This is a genomic window from Streptosporangium sp. NBC_01469, from assembly GCF_036227305.1.
In the GTDB taxonomy this organism is placed as follows: domain Bacteria; phylum Actinomycetota; class Actinomycetes; order Streptosporangiales; family Streptosporangiaceae; genus Streptosporangium.
Window position 1 is genome coordinate 658,454 of the sequence record NZ_CP109465.1, and the last position, 13,523, is coordinate 671,976.

Annotated in this window: 10 protein-coding genes; 6 read left to right on the forward strand and 4 right to left on the reverse strand. The window is 70.2% G+C overall.

Translation table 11 applies throughout. The annotated features are described in order from the left end of the window. Positions 1-106 precede the first annotated feature (106 nt). On the forward strand, positions 107-577 hold the full coding sequence (locus OG587_RS03000) for a MarR family winged helix-turn-helix transcriptional regulator (RefSeq protein WP_329086584.1): 471 nt from the start codon (positions 107-109) through the stop codon (positions 575-577). 195 nt (positions 578-772) lie between these two features. Here OG587_RS03000 and OG587_RS03005 read toward each other — a convergent pair whose 3' ends face one another. Further along, positions 773-1,708: a sensor histidine kinase gene (locus OG587_RS03005; RefSeq protein ID WP_329086586.1), complete on the reverse strand. Its 936-nt coding sequence runs from the start codon at positions 1,706-1,708 to the stop codon at positions 773-775. Between the two features lie 286 nt (positions 1,709-1,994). Between OG587_RS03005 and OG587_RS03010 the strand changes: the two genes are divergently transcribed. Continuing rightward, positions 1,995-2,972, forward strand: a complete 978-nt coding sequence (locus OG587_RS03010; protein ID WP_329086588.1) for an NAD-dependent epimerase/dehydratase family protein — start codon at positions 1,995-1,997, stop codon at positions 2,970-2,972. A 304-nt stretch (positions 2,973-3,276) separates the two neighbouring features. On the opposite strand, the gene OG587_RS03015 is transcribed toward OG587_RS03010, so the two are convergent. Both OG587_RS03015 and glyA read right to left on the reverse strand, forming a co-directional pair. Continuing rightward, positions 3,277-3,636, reverse strand: a complete 360-nt coding sequence (locus OG587_RS03015; RefSeq protein ID WP_329086590.1) for a DUF3140 domain-containing protein — start codon at positions 3,634-3,636, stop codon at positions 3,277-3,279. Between the two features lie 436 nt (positions 3,637-4,072). Then, positions 4,073-5,410 (reverse strand): serine hydroxymethyltransferase, encoded by a 1,338-nt coding sequence (gene glyA, locus OG587_RS03020; protein WP_329086592.1) that lies wholly within the window; start codon positions 5,408-5,410, stop codon positions 4,073-4,075. A 414-nt stretch (positions 5,411-5,824) separates the two neighbouring features. On the opposite strand from glyA, the gene OG587_RS03025 reads away from it, so the two are divergent. From OG587_RS03025 to OG587_RS03040, 4 genes are all read left to right on the forward strand, one after another. After that, a complete protein-coding gene (locus tag OG587_RS03025) occupies positions 5,825-6,436 on the forward strand; it encodes a TetR/AcrR family transcriptional regulator (RefSeq protein ID WP_329086594.1) in 612 nt (203 codons plus the stop codon). Between the two features lie 275 nt (positions 6,437-6,711). Then, positions 6,712-8,445, forward strand: coding sequence for an ABC transporter ATP-binding protein (locus tag OG587_RS03030; protein WP_329086596.1), 1,734 nt, complete (start codon positions 6,712-6,714; stop codon positions 8,443-8,445). A 104-nt stretch (positions 8,446-8,549) separates the two neighbouring features. Further along, positions 8,550-10,439 carry an ABC transporter ATP-binding protein gene (locus OG587_RS03035; protein ID WP_329086598.1) on the forward strand — a complete coding sequence of 630 codons (1,890 nt, stop codon included), beginning with the start codon at positions 8,550-8,552 and terminating at the stop codon, positions 10,437-10,439. A gap of 631 nt (positions 10,440-11,070) precedes the next feature. Further along, positions 11,071-11,931: an NAD(P)H-binding protein gene (locus OG587_RS03040; RefSeq protein WP_329086600.1), complete on the forward strand. Its 861-nt coding sequence runs from the start codon at positions 11,071-11,073 to the stop codon at positions 11,929-11,931. Positions 11,932-11,945: 14 nt separating this feature from the next. On the opposite strand, the gene OG587_RS03045 is transcribed toward OG587_RS03040, so the two are convergent. Further along, a complete protein-coding gene (locus tag OG587_RS03045) occupies positions 11,946-13,136 on the reverse strand; it encodes a hypothetical protein (protein ID WP_329086602.1) in 1,191 nt (396 codons plus the stop codon). Positions 13,137-13,523 lie beyond the last annotated feature (387 nt).

A 13,523-nucleotide genomic window follows, 5' to 3' on the forward strand; every position in this document is an offset into this window, starting at 1 on the left:
GCGACCGCCCCGCCCCTCCGCGACGGATGTGCCGCAGATGACAGGTACGGCGGCAGTCCCTAAGCTCGACAACACCATTGTCGAAGCGTCGAGCCGGGAGGCGATCGTGGCGGCCGACCCTCCGGGCTTCGAGCTCCCGCTCCGGCTCTTCCTCGGCTTCCGGGTGCTCATCGACGAGCTCCACGCGGAGCTCGCCCGCCAGGGGCACCCGGACATGCGGCCGATGCACGGCTTCGTCCTTCAGGCGATCGGTTCCGAGGGCACCACGGCCGTGGAACTCGGCCGGCGGCTGGGCGTCTCCAAGCAGGCGGCGGGCAAGACGGTCGACACCCTGGAGCACCTGGGCTACGTCGAGCGCGGCTCCGATCCCGGCGACGCCCGCCGCAAGATCGTGCGGCTCACCGAGCGGGGCGTCGACAGCCTCGTCCGGTCGGCGCGCATCTTCGAGGACCTGCGCGCGGGCTGGGCGAGGACCCTCGGCGAGGACCGCCTGCGCGCCCTGGAGTCCGACCTGCGCGCCGTGACCCCGGAGGACGTCTTCCGCCTCGACGTCCCCGGCTGGTTCGGCGGCCACTGACCGTCCACGAGAGCGCCGGGCTCGTCCGGCTGATCACCGGTATCAGGGGAAGACCGCGAAAGGCCCGTCTAGTGCGAGGTTCCTCAAAGCAGGTCGCGAACAGGCGATCGAGAACCCAAGGTTGCTGGGGTGGCCTTTCCCGCCCTCAACCTTCCGGGCCGGTGGGGATCTGCACTTCCAGTGAGGAACGCAGCACTAGGGGACGTCGAAGTACACGCGGACGGTGGTCCCGCCCTCCCCGGTGTGGACGCGGACCAGGTCGCCGAGGAGGTTGGTCACGAGCAGTCCCCGCGAACCCCGCTGCCGGGAGTCGGCCGGGCGGCGTCCCGCGAGGGGATCGGTGATGTGGCCGGAGTCGCTGACGTCGAAGACGACCCGGCGGCCCTCTGTCCAGATCCGTACGACCCCGGAGCCACCTCCGTGTTCGAGGCTGTTGGCGGCCAGCTCGCTGGCGACCAGCCGCAGGTCCTCCAGGCGTTCCCCCGACAGGCCCGTCCGCTCGGCGTACCGGACGGCGAAGGCGCGCACCCGCCACAGGTCGTCGCCGCCGAAGGGGAGGACGTCGACGTCCAGCGGCTCGGGCAACGGCCCGCCGCACTCGCGGATGACGCGTTCCGGCGCGTAACCGGCGCTGACACGCGACCCCGAGCCGTCCACGAGGACGGGATGGGCCGCCTCGGCGAGCTCGATGATCCCGGCGCCCAGCCCGTCGATGTCGTACGGGCACAGGATGGTGGCGTCTCGCCCCGAGAAGGCGAGATTGATCAGCGCCTCGTGCTGCAGGCACGCGCCGTGCTCCGTCGGCGACCGGTCCGGCCAGACCGGCTCGCCGACGACGCGGACCCTGCGCCCCGGGTGGAGATCGGCGAAGGCCAACAGGACGGCGGGGATGATGCGCCCGGGGTTGCGGCCGACCTCCTCCATGTCGAGGAAGCGCACCTCGGCGGCCACCGCGCCCAGCTCCGCCCGGATCAGCTTCAGGTTCTGCCCCGGCACGGCGACCGCGACCGGCTCTCCGGCCTCGATGCCCTCGCGGACGAAGGGCACGGTGCCGTCCAGATACTGCCGGGCACCGCGGTAGAACAGTGCCGGATGGACGAACGGCTCCACCTCGGCGGTCGTCGCACTCACGGCGTCTCCATTTCGATCGGGGAGGGACTAGATCCGATCAGGACAAGTATGGATATCAGGCAGTATGGCGAGCGGTACGGGAACCATCTGCTCTTGGGGAAAGGTCACACGCGGTCCGCACCGGTAACCATGCCCCCTCTCACGTCGATGAATGTCACCCCGGACCGGCGGAGATGCCGGTCCAGCCGCCCGTGACCGGCTCGTCGGGCTCGTCCGGCCCGTCCGGCTCGCGGAAGCGCGGGACCGCGATGTGAGCGCCGTCGCCCGATTCGGAACAATGACGGGTATGCGAATCCTGATCATCGGCGGCACCCGGTTCGTCGGCCGGCACATCACCGAGGCCGCGATCGCGGCCGGGCACGAGGTGTCCCTGCTGCACCGCGGCCGGACGGGCCCCGGACTGTTCCCCGAGGCCGAGCACCTGACAGCCGACCGCGACGGCGATCTGTCCGTCCTGCGCGACCGGCGGTGGGACGCGACGATCGACGTCAGCGCCTACCTCCCCTCACAGGTGACCTCGCTCTCCGGCGCGCTCTCCACCGGCCAGTACACCTTCGTCTCCAGCACCGCCGTCTACCGGGCGCCCGAGACCCGGGGCTTCACCGAGGACTCACCGCTGGCGGAGATCGACGGGCCGGTCCCCGAGACGGTGACGGGCGAGACGTACGGGGCGCTGAAGGTGCTGTGCGAGCGGGCCGCGGCGGAGGCGTTCGGGTTCCCGACGCTGGTCGTGCGGCCCACGTACGTCATCGGCCCGCACGACTACACCGGCCGCTTCACCTACTGGGTCAACCGGATCGCGCGGGGCGGCGAGGTCCTCGCGCCCGGCGACCCCGGCGATCCCATCCAGGTCATCGACGCCCGCGACATGGCCGCCTGGATCGTCTCCATGGTCGAGGAAACGCACCCGGGCACCTTCCACGCGGTCAGCCCTCCCCCGCCGTTCTCCTTCGGCGACATGTTGGAGGCGATCGCCGCCGAGGTCGGGCCGCCGGGAACCACCCTGACCTGGGTCGGGCAGGACTTCCTGCTCGCCGAGGGCGAGACCGGCCGGTCACTGCCCCTGTGGTCCGAGGGCGATCCGTGGATGTCGGTCAACACCGCCGACCCCGCCGCCGCCCGCGCCGCGGGGCTCGAACCGCGCCCCCTGGGGCAGTCGATCCGCGAGATCCGCGAGGCGGAGTCGTCCTTCTCGACGGACGCCACCCTCACCCCCGCCAGGGAGACCGAACTGCTGTCCCGCTGGTCCGAACGCGGCGCCTAGTGCTGCGTTCCTCACTGGAAGTGCAGATCCCCACCGGCCCGGGAGGTTGAGGGCGGGAAAGACCACCCCAGCAACCTTGGGTTCTCGATCGCCTGTTCGCGACCTGCTTTGGGGAACGTCGCACTAGGGCAGGCTCCCGGCCATCGGCCCCTGCCCATCGCCTTCGGGCCACCGGGCCTTCCACCGGGTCCTGGCCGTCGGGTCCCGGTCGTCGGGTCCCGGCCATCGGGTTTTGGCCATCGGGTTTTGGCCATCGGGTTTTGGCCATCGGGTTTTGGCCCTTGGCCTCCGGCCGCGCCCGGGGTCAGCCCCTCAGCCGCGACTGCCGGAGCGGGTTGTGCCCGACCTCCAGCAGTGCCCGCCGCCGGTCGTCGTCGTCCTCGTCGACCATCCCCTCGGCCAGCGTGTCCTCGACGCGGTCGACGGCCTGCCGCATCGTCTCGACGTCGTCGGCGGTCAGGTCGGCCTTCCGCTTGCCGAGAACCTGGAGCACCTGGCGCCCGAGCGGCGGCATGGCCGCCTCGGGGCTCACGGCGTCGGCCCCGTCCTCCGACGCCGCGGCAGATGCCAGCAGGAAGGCCCTCAGCTCCTCCGATGTCATGTTCACGACCTCGTGGAACTCCTGCCACACCAGGTCGAGGATCAGATCCGATTCGTCGGCCACCGTGCTCTCCTCTCATGCCGGGCCGGTACGGCCACGCCCCGGACACGAACCGGCCACCGGCAGGACCTCCCGCTGACGGGAGTGCGCGCGGCGGCGGGCGCACGGCCCGCCCTACCCCGGCTTCCGTCCCGTTAACACGCGAACCGTGGCACGGGCGGGGAAAGGGACCCTCATCGTCAGGCAAGCACCCTCGGACGAGGGCCGCTCACCGGTCGGGTGGTCCCCCTCCCGGACAGGGCCGCCCGGTGACCCGCCAGGCCCTCCCGGACAGGGCCGCCCACTGACCGGCCAGGGCACTCCCCAGGGCCGCCCGCCGACCGGCCACGCACCATCAGGCGCGGCCGACCACTGACCAGCCGAGCACTCCCAGACAGAACTGACCACTGACCGGCCAGGCCCTCCCGGGCAGGGCCGCCCGCCGACCGGCCACGCACTGTCAGGCGGGGTTGTCCACCGTGAAGCGCACCCCGGAGAAGCGGCTCCGCCACTCGGTGACCTCCGGCGCCACGGTGCCCGGGTCGACGTTCTCGTCCAGGCCCCGGGCGATGAACGAGGCCAGGTCGGGCATGTCCGCCTCGGTCATCCCGAGCCTGACGATCTCCGGCGTACCGACGCGCAGGCCGTTCGCGTCCCCCTCGACCTCCTCCGTCGGCAGGCCGATGCCGCAGGCGAGAAGGTTGGCCTCGCGCAGCCGCCGGGCGGCCCGCTGGCCGCCGCCGTAGCGGTGGGCCAGGACGGCGAACTGGTGGGAGCGGGTACATCCGCGGTCGGCGGCGAAGACCGGGACTCCGAGGGCGAGCAGCTCGTCCGCCAGCCGCCGCGCGGTCGCGACCATCGCCCGCGCGTAAGCGGGTCCCGCGGCCTTCCAGTCGAGCATCGTCATGGCGAGCGCCGCGGTCTTGCCGGCGTCGAAGTTCGCGGTCAGCCCCGGATAGGCGATCGCGTCGAGCCGCTGGGCCAGCTCGGCGTCATCGGTCACGATGAGCCCGCCCGCGGGACCGCCCAGGCTCTTGTACGTGCTCATGGTGATCAGGTGGGCGCCCTCGTCGAGCGGCTGCGGCCAGGCCCTCCCGGCGATCATGCCGCACAGGTGGGCGGCGTCGAAGAGCACCCGGGCGCCGACCGAGTCGGCGATCTCGCGGATGCGCGCCACGGGGTGGTGGAACAGGTTGAGGCTGCCGCCGATAGTGATCAGCTTCGGCCGTACCCGCCCGGCGAGCTCGCGCAGGGCGTCGACGTCCACCGTGTAGCCGTCGGAGGTGACGGGGGCGGGAACGGTCTTCAGCCCGTACAGGCCGGCCGCGCCCGGCTGGTGGTGGGTGACGTGGCCGCCGATGCTCGCCGGAGGGGCGATGATCGTGTCACCGGGCTCGCAGGTGGCCATGAACGTGTAGAGGTTCGCGAGCGCCCCGGAGCCGACGCGTACCTCGGCGTAGCCCGCGCCGAAGACCTCCGCGGCCAGCTCGGCGGCGACGATCTCGATCTGCTCGATCGCCTCCAAGCCCATCTCGTACTTCTCGCCCGGGTAGCCCAGCGACGGCCGCGACCCGAGGTTGGCCGAGAGCAGGGCCTCGGCCCTCGGGTTCATGATGTTCGTGGCCGGGTTGAGGTTGACCGACTCGATGTCGTGGATGCGGTGGTTGTCGGCCACCAGCCGTTCGATCTCGCTCTGGACCGAGGAGGCGCTCTGGTCCGTCACGGCCTTCAGGACGGACCGGACGCGATCCTCGGTGGCGGCGGGCACCCAGGGGCGGTGGGCGAGGGCACGGGGCATCGGGTGTTCTCCTGGCCGACAGGCAGACGGCTGTCGCGGTGATGTCAGGGTGTCTGCCACACGACGTTAGATCGCAGACGACGCCCGGCGCATCGGGTGAAAGACGGGCTTTCTAGCTGCTTTTTCCTACATTTGCCGGAAAAAGACAGCCCACTTCTCCAGGAAAGATCACTTCTTCCACAGGGACCCCAGGCGCACCTTCCGCACCCCCCGGACCGGCGCCCCCGCGGGCCGCACGACCACGCCGCACCAGAGCCGCGAACGGGACCACACCAAAGCCGCGCGACGGAACCACCCCAGAGCCGCACGACCAGATCGCACCGGAGCCGCGCGACCAGACCACACAAAGGCCGCCCAAGCGGGCCGCATTAAATGAGTGAGCTACTCACTCACTCATCGGCTAGGATGCCCGACGTGACCTCGACCTCCTCCCAGCGGGCCGCCCCCCTGCCCCCCGACGAGCGGCGCGCGGCGCTCATCGCGTCCACCCTGTCGCTCGTGCTCGCCGAGGGCCCCGGCGTGAGCACCCGGCAGATCGCGCAGGCCGCGGGCGTGGCCGAGGGGACGATCTTCCGGGTCTTCACCACCAAGGACGAGCTGGTGAACGCGGCCATCGCCAGCGCCTTCGACTCCTCCCCGTTGCTGAGCGAGCTGGAGGCCATCGACCGTACGACTCCCCTGGACGTCCGGCTCGTCGCGGCGGTCGAGATCCTGCAGCGGCGGACCGCGCGCATCTTTCGTCTGGTGGACGCGATAGGGCTGGGAGCCGTCGAAGCCGGTCGCAACCACCAGAACCTCTCCGAGGAGAGCGCCCTCACCAGGCAGGCGCTCACCGACCTGATCGAGCCCGCCCGCGAGCGGCTACAGTGCGAACCGCGTGAGGCCGCGCGCCGGCTGCAGCTGCTGACCATCGCGTGCAGCCATCCCCGGCTCGTCGAGAACGACCCGATGGCCACCTCGGAGATCGTCTCCATGCTGCTCGACGGGGTACGCCTGCGCCCCACCGCCCCCGAACCGCTTCCCTGACCCAACCGGTCCCGCCGACCTCGCCGACCTCCCGATCCCGACCTCCCGATCCCCCTGCCTCGCCGACCTCCCGATCTCGACCTCGCCGACCTCCCGATTCCCCTGCCTCGACGTCCTCCTTGACCTCAACCGAGGTTCACATCGCAGGCTGACCCTCACCACTCCCTGGAGGAGATCCCCATGATCCCGGCTACCGGGGCGACGGGCGAGACCGGCCGGCGGCCGGATCCCCGGCACGACGCCCCTCCCCCGGCCACCCCACGTGAAGAGTCCTCATGCTGACCCGTCTGCTCCGTACGTACCTGCGCCCCTACTCGTGGGCGCTGACCGCCGTGGTGGTGCTGCAACTGGTCGGTACCATCGCCTCCCTGTACCTGCCCAGCCTGAACGCCGACATCATCGACCAGGGCGTCGCCACCGGCGACACCGGCTACATCCTGTCCGCCGGCGGCTGGATGCTGCTCGTCTCCCTCGTGCAGATCGCCTGCTCCATCGCGGCGGTCTACTACGGCTCCCTCGCGGCCATGGGGTTCGGGCGGGACGTCCGCTCGGCCGTCTTCCACCAGGTCGGCGGGTTCTCCGCCAGGGAGGTCTCCCAGTTCGGGGCCCCCTCGCTGATCACCCGCGGCACGAACGACGTGCAGCAGGTCCAGATGCTCGTCGTGATGACCTGCACGATGCTGGTCGCCGCCCCGATCATGGGCGTCGGCGGCATCGTCATGGCACTGCGTCAGGACCTCGGCCTGTCATGGCTCATGCTGGTCTGCGTCCCCGCGCTGCTGGTCTCGATCGGCCTGATCATCGTCCGCATGGTTCCCCAGTTCCGTGCGATGCAGGACCGCATCGACCTGGTCAACCGGGTGCTGCGCGAGCAGCTCACCGGCATCCGCGTGGTGCGCGCCTTCGTCCGCGAGCGCGAGGAGACCCGCAGGTTCGCCGAGGCCAACCAGGCGCTGACCGACACGTCACTGCGCGTCGGGCGGCTGACCGCGCTCATCTTCCCCACCGTGATGCTGATCCTCAACGTCTCCAGCATCGCCGTGCTCTGGTTCGGGGCCGCGCGGGTGGACAGCGGCCAGATGCAGGTCGGCGCCCTCACCGCGTTCCTCATGTACCTGATGCAGATCCTCATGGCGATGATGATGGCCACCTTCATCTCGATGATGATCCCGCGCGCCGCGGTCTGTGCCGAGCGCATCGTCGAGGTGCTCGACACCGACTCGTCGGTGACACCGCCCCGCGACCCCGTACGGCAGGTGAGCGAACGCGCCGAGCTGGAGATGCGCGACGTCGAGTTCCGCTACCCGGGCGCGGCGGCACCGGTGCTGTCCGGCATCTCCTTTCGCGCGACCGCGGGACAGACCACCGCCGTCATCGGCAGCACGGGCTCCGGCAAGACGACGCTGATCTCCCTGATACCCCGGCTGTTCGACGCCACCTCCGGCACGGTGTCGGTCGACGGCGTCGACATCCGTGACCTCGACCCCCAGACGCTCTGGACACGCATCGGCCTGGTGCCGCAGAAGCCGTACCTGTTCAGCGGGACCGTCGCGAGCAACCTGCGGTACGGCAACCCGGACGCGAGCGACGCGGAGCTGTGGGAGGCGCTGGAGATCGCCCAGGCCCGCGACTTCGTCGAGGCGATGCCGGAAGGCCTGGAGGCGCCCGTCGCGCAGGGCGGCACGAACGTGTCCGGCGGGCAGCGGCAGCGGCTGGCCATCGCCAGGGCGCTGGTCAGCAAGCCCGAGATCTACCTGTTCGACGACTCGTTCTCGGCCCTCGACCTGGCAACCGACGCGCGGCTGCGGGCGGCCCTGCGCCCGCACACCGCCGAGGCCGCCGTCGTCATCGTCGGCCAGCGGGTCTCCACCATCGCCGACGCCGACCAGATCATCGTGCTGGACGACGGCGTGATCGTCGGCCTGGGGACCCACGACGAGCTGCTGGATTCCTGCCCCACGTACCTAGAGATCGTCGAGTCCCAACTAGCCGCGGAGACCGCAGCATGAGCGACCGGCCCACGACGACCACCCAACCGCGACCTCCGGCCGGAGGCGGAGGCTTCGGGCGGGGCCCCTTCGGGGGAAACGCCGGGATGCCCGCGGAGAAATCGATGACCTTCGGGCCGTCCGCGCGACGGCTGATGCGGCGCCTGGACCCCGACCGCCCGAAACTGCTGGCCGTGATCGCCCTCGCCGTGACCAGCGTGGTGCTGAACGTCGTCGGACCGAAGATCCTCGGTCACGCGACGGACCTGATCTTCACCGGGGTGATCGGCAAGCAGCTGCCCCCGGGGACGACCCCCGAGCAGGCGATCGCCGCCGCCCGCGCGGCGGGCAACGACAACTTCGCCAACCTGCTCGCGGGGATGGACTTCGTACCGGGCCGGGGCATCGACTTCGGCGCGCTGGGCACGGTCCTGCTGTGGGTCCTGGGGATCTACCTCGCGGCGTCGGCCTTCGCCTGGATCCAGGGCTACATACTCAACGACGTGGTGCAGCGCACCGTGTTCCGGCTGCGCGAGGACGTCGAGGACAAGCTGAACCGGCTCCCTCTGCGGTTCTTCGACGGACAGCCGCGCGGCGAGCTGCTCAGCCGGGTCACCAACGACATCGACAACGTGTCCCAGACCCTGCAGCAGACGATGAGCCAGCTGCTGACCTCGCTGCTGACCGTGATCGGCGTGCTGGCGATGATGTTCGTGATCTCGCCGCTGCTCGCGCTGATCGCCCTGATCACCATCCCGCTGTCGATGGTCGTCACCGCGCAGATCGCGAAGCGCTCGCAGAAGCACTTCGTCGCGCAGTGGGCCCACACCGGCAGCCTGAACGCGCACATCGAGGAGGCGTTCACCGGCCACGAGCTCGTGAAGGTGTTCGGACGCCGTCCCGAGGTCGAGGAGGTGTTCAGGCAGCGGAACGAGGAGCTGTTCAAGGCCAGTTTCGGCGCCCAATTCGTCTCCGGGATCATCATGCCGATGATGATGTTCATCGGGAACCTCAACTACGTCGCCATCGCCGTCGTCGGCGGCGTGCGGGTCGCCACCGGGTCGATGAGCCTGGGCGACGTGCAGGCGTTCATCCAGTACTCGCGGCAGTTCACCCAGCCGCTGACCCAGGCCGCCTCGATGGCCAACCTGCTGCAGTCGGGGGTCGCCTCGGCCGAGCGGGTCTTCGAGCTGCTCGACGCCGAGGAGCAGGCCCCGGACCCCGCGACCCCGGTGCCTCCCACCGTCAGGCAGGGCCGCGTCGAGTTCGACCGCGTGTCCTTCAGCTACGACCCGGAGCAGCCTCTCATCGAGGACCTCTCCCTGGTGGCCGAACCCGGGCACACGGTCGCGATCGTCGGCCCGACCGGCGCGGGCAAGACCACCCTGGTCAACCTCGTCATGCGCTTCTACGAGCTGGACTCGGGACGGATCACCCTCGACGGCGTGGACATCACCGCGATGCGCCGTGACGACCTGCGCTCGCACATCGGCATGGTGCTCCAGGACACCTGGCTGTTCGGCGGCACCATCCGCGAGAACATCGCCTACGGCAACCCCCAGGCCACCGAGGAGCAGATCCAGGCCGCCGCGCGGGCCACGTTCGTCGACCGGTTCGTACGCACCCTGCCCGACGGCTACGACACCGTGATCGACGAGGAGGGGAGCAACGTCAGCGCCGGGGAGAAGCAGCTGCTGACCATCGCCCGCGCCTTCCTCGCCAACCCGTCCCTGCTCATCCTGGACGAGGCCACCAGCTCGGTCGACACCCGCACCGAGGTCCTGGTGCAGCACGCCATGGCCGCCCTCCGCTCGGACCGCACCAGCTTCGTCATCGCCCACCGGCTGTCCACCATCCGCGACGCCGACCTCATCCTGGTGATGGACGCGGGACGCATCGTCGAGCACGGCACCCACGACGAGCTGCTCACCGCCCGGGGCGCCTACCACCGCCTGTACTCGGCGCAGTTCAGCGGCGCCGTGGTCACGGACGGCGAGGAGGCCGCCGTACGCTGAACGCCGCCTGACGCCCGGCGCCACCCGCGCGGTGTACGCGCGGATGGCTCACCGGGAGACGCTGTACCGAGCGTCGCACCGTACCGAGCGTCACGCCGTACCGGGCGTCGCGGCGTGACGGGCGTCACGCCGCGACGGCGGCGAACCGCGGACACCGTGTGACGACGGCGAACCGCGAACACCGCGGGCGGACCGGGACCGGACCGCGCGGTCCGGGACCCTCCGATCCCGAACCGCGCGGCCGTTCACCCGGTCGGATCCGCCGCCGGCCGGGGCCACCCGGACAACGACGGACCGCCGGGAGCCTGACGCCCCCTCACCGGAGATCCGTAGCCCCCGCACCGTCGGATTGGTCGATCCAGAAAAACATCGCCCGCGCCTCGCTCGGCCCGCGACCATCTCCCGCACCGCACCGCACCGCACCGCACCCGCCCGGCCCGCGACCATTGGCCGGAACCCGCCCGGTCCGGCCCAGCCCGGCTCGCGGGCGCCCGGCTCCGGCATCGTGCCAGGACACACCGACCAGAACGCCCCGCCCGAAAGTGCCCGACCCGTGCCGCGTCTCCTTGACTTCAACCAAAGTTGAAGTTGCAGGCTGGTCTGGACATCCCCACCGACGAAGGAGATCCGCATGATTCTGGTCACCGGAGCGACCGGCAAGGTTGGCGGGCAGGTCGTGGCCCAGCTCCTCGACGCGGGCGTCGCCGTGCGCGCGCTGACCCGCGACCCCGCGTCCGCCACTCTCCCGGAGGGCGCCGAGGTCGTACGCGGCGACCTGGCCGACCCCGCCACGCTGGACGACGCCCTGGACGGGGTCGAGTCGGTGTTCCTCGTCTGGCCCACCTTCTCGGCCGACCACGCGGCACCCGCGGCCGTCGAGACGATCGCCAAGCACGCGCGCGGCATCGTCTACCTCTCCGCACGCGGCGTTCCCGATCCCACCCCAGGCGCGCCCGAGCAGGACCCGAACTCGATCCTCGGCTCCCACGCCCTCATGGAGCGGCTGATCGAACGGTCCGGGCTGGAGTGGACGTTCCTGCGGCCCGGCGGGTTCGCCGCCAACACCCTGATGTGGGCCTCGCAGATCCGGGACACCGGCACCGTCCGCTGGCTGCACGGAGCCGCTTCCAGGGCACTGATCCACGAACGGGACATCGCCGCCGCCGGGGTGAGCGTGCTCACCGGCACCGGCCACGCCGGGGCGAGGTACGTGCTGAGCGGCCCCGAGACCCTGACCCAGATCGAGCAGGTGACCGCCATCGGCGAGGCCATCGGCCGGCCGATCCGCTGGGAGGAGCTCCCGCCCGAGATCGCACTGCGCGGGCTGCTCGACCAGGGCTGGTCACCCGCGGCGGCGGAGGAACTGACCGGCGCGTACGCGCGGATGGTGGCATACCCCGAGTCGACCACCTCCGCGGTGGAGGAACTCACCGGGAGACCGGCCACCCCCTTCCGGCAGTGGGCGGCCGACCACGCTGACGACTTCCGCTGACGCGCTCCGACCGGCTAGTCATCCTCGATTCCCGGCAACACCGAGAAAGAGACGAGCCGACGGAGAGAACGCCGTGTTCCGCGAATGTCGAGATCGCCGGTGGCGGTGACCTGAAGACCGGTCCCGTGTGCTCGCACCGCCAGCTTGTAGTCGGATTCGTCCAGCTCGACGCGGAACCTTCTCGCGCTCCCCGTGTCATCGTCGATCCCTTGTATGACCACTTCACCCTTACCGAACTTTCCTTCCCGGAAGAGGCGAACCACCAGCCCGATAACCGTGACACCCGCCCTCGGTTGTCTCGTCCGCAAAAAATCTGCGGCCTCCCCCAGGATTCTTTGCTGACCAGGCGTGATCCTCAAGCGTGTGGGCTCGCGGGACCCCGCGGCGAGCGGTGACTGCGAGAAGCGAATCTGATACACGTCATGATCCGGCCCACCCAGACAGCTCAACGCCTCCAGTTCAGTGGCGTTGGCGGCCCCCTGACCGGGTTGCCCGAAAGACGACAGCGGCTTGTCCCCGTCGCCGACCTCTTGCGCGAGGCGTTGAGCCTTCTGGGCCGCGGCGAGCATCCGGCTCGTCACCCTGCGACCGAACGGCAGGGGACGAACATCCAGCAATGGCTCCTGACCGGATGTCGGCGACGCCGCCGTTTCCGTATAGGCGTCTTCCAGCGGAAGGGACAGGGAGAGAACGAAGCTTCCCGGCTGCGTGGAGATTCTGGCCTGAGCGGCATAGGACTCCGCTCGTTGCGGACGGCGGGGAGGAAGAACCAGAGAATCGGCGTCCAGGGCCACGGCCGATGCGATCACGTAGTTCCGCAGCGCGGATATGGCGGAATGCGCCACCAGCAGAGGAGCTTCTCCAGCTGGAGCGTTCGGTGTCAGCCGCACGGACACATTGTCCGCACCACCGAAACTCATGTCCGCGGCCACTTCCTGTGGAAGTCGTCGCTCCACGTAGGCCAACACCCTCAATGCCTCATTGATACGACCGGCGTAGTCACGAACTTCCTGGCTGACCGGAAGGACGACTCGCACGTTCGTTTCCGCATCGGACAGGCGGGATCGCCACAGTGTGGTCCGGCCGTCATCGTCGTCGAGTACCCATCCGGCCCCCCTGAGATAGCCGGCGAAAACGGCCAGCGAGGGGACCGCCTTATTTCCCTCCCCGGGGACCTCACCCGGCCCGCTCATGACGTTCCCCATGCGTCCACGTCCGGTACGGGAGTCGACCTGCGGACTCCATAGGTTCTCAACATCAGGCGAAGCCCGCGGCGATCCAGGGTGTGAGCGGCCGGAAGACGTACGACCTGGGTCTTGGCGTTGTCGGATGCCGGCATGCCCTCCAGTGAGACCCATGCCCCATGCCCGACCAGAAGCGTTCCGTCCGCGTGCAGGCGCACATTCTCACCGCCCTCCGATACCCCGATGACGGCAAGTATCCGCCGGATCGCATGATCATCTCGTCTCAACACGTCATAGGTCTCGATGTCCAGGCGAAAGCCACAGGGGAGATCCGCCACCCCAGGGGTAACCCCCTCTTGTCAGGCCACCCCTGACGGCGTAGATTCACGTCAGGTACGACCTGACAAC

What these genes read in the sequence shown, in the direction of transcription:
- OG587_RS03010 (WP_329086588.1), top strand. Translation starts at nt 1,995, where the DNA reads ATGCGAATCCTGATCATCGGCGGCACCCGGTTCGTCGGCCGGCACATC.
- glyA (WP_329086592.1), bottom strand. Translation starts at nt 5,410, where the DNA reads ATGCCCCGTGCCCTCGCCCACCGCCCCTGGGTGCCCGCCGCCACCGAG.
- OG587_RS03030 (WP_329086596.1), top strand. Translation starts at nt 6,712, where the DNA reads ATGCTGACCCGTCTGCTCCGTACGTACCTGCGCCCCTACTCGTGGGCG.
- OG587_RS03035 (WP_329086598.1), top strand. Translation starts at nt 8,550, where the DNA reads ATGACCTTCGGGCCGTCCGCGCGACGGCTGATGCGGCGCCTGGACCCC.
- OG587_RS03040 (WP_329086600.1), top strand. Translation starts at nt 11,071, where the DNA reads ATGATTCTGGTCACCGGAGCGACCGGCAAGGTTGGCGGGCAGGTCGTG.
- OG587_RS03045 (WP_329086602.1), bottom strand. Translation starts at nt 13,136, where the DNA reads ATGGGGAACGTCATGAGCGGGCCGGGTGAGGTCCCCGGGGAGGGAAAT.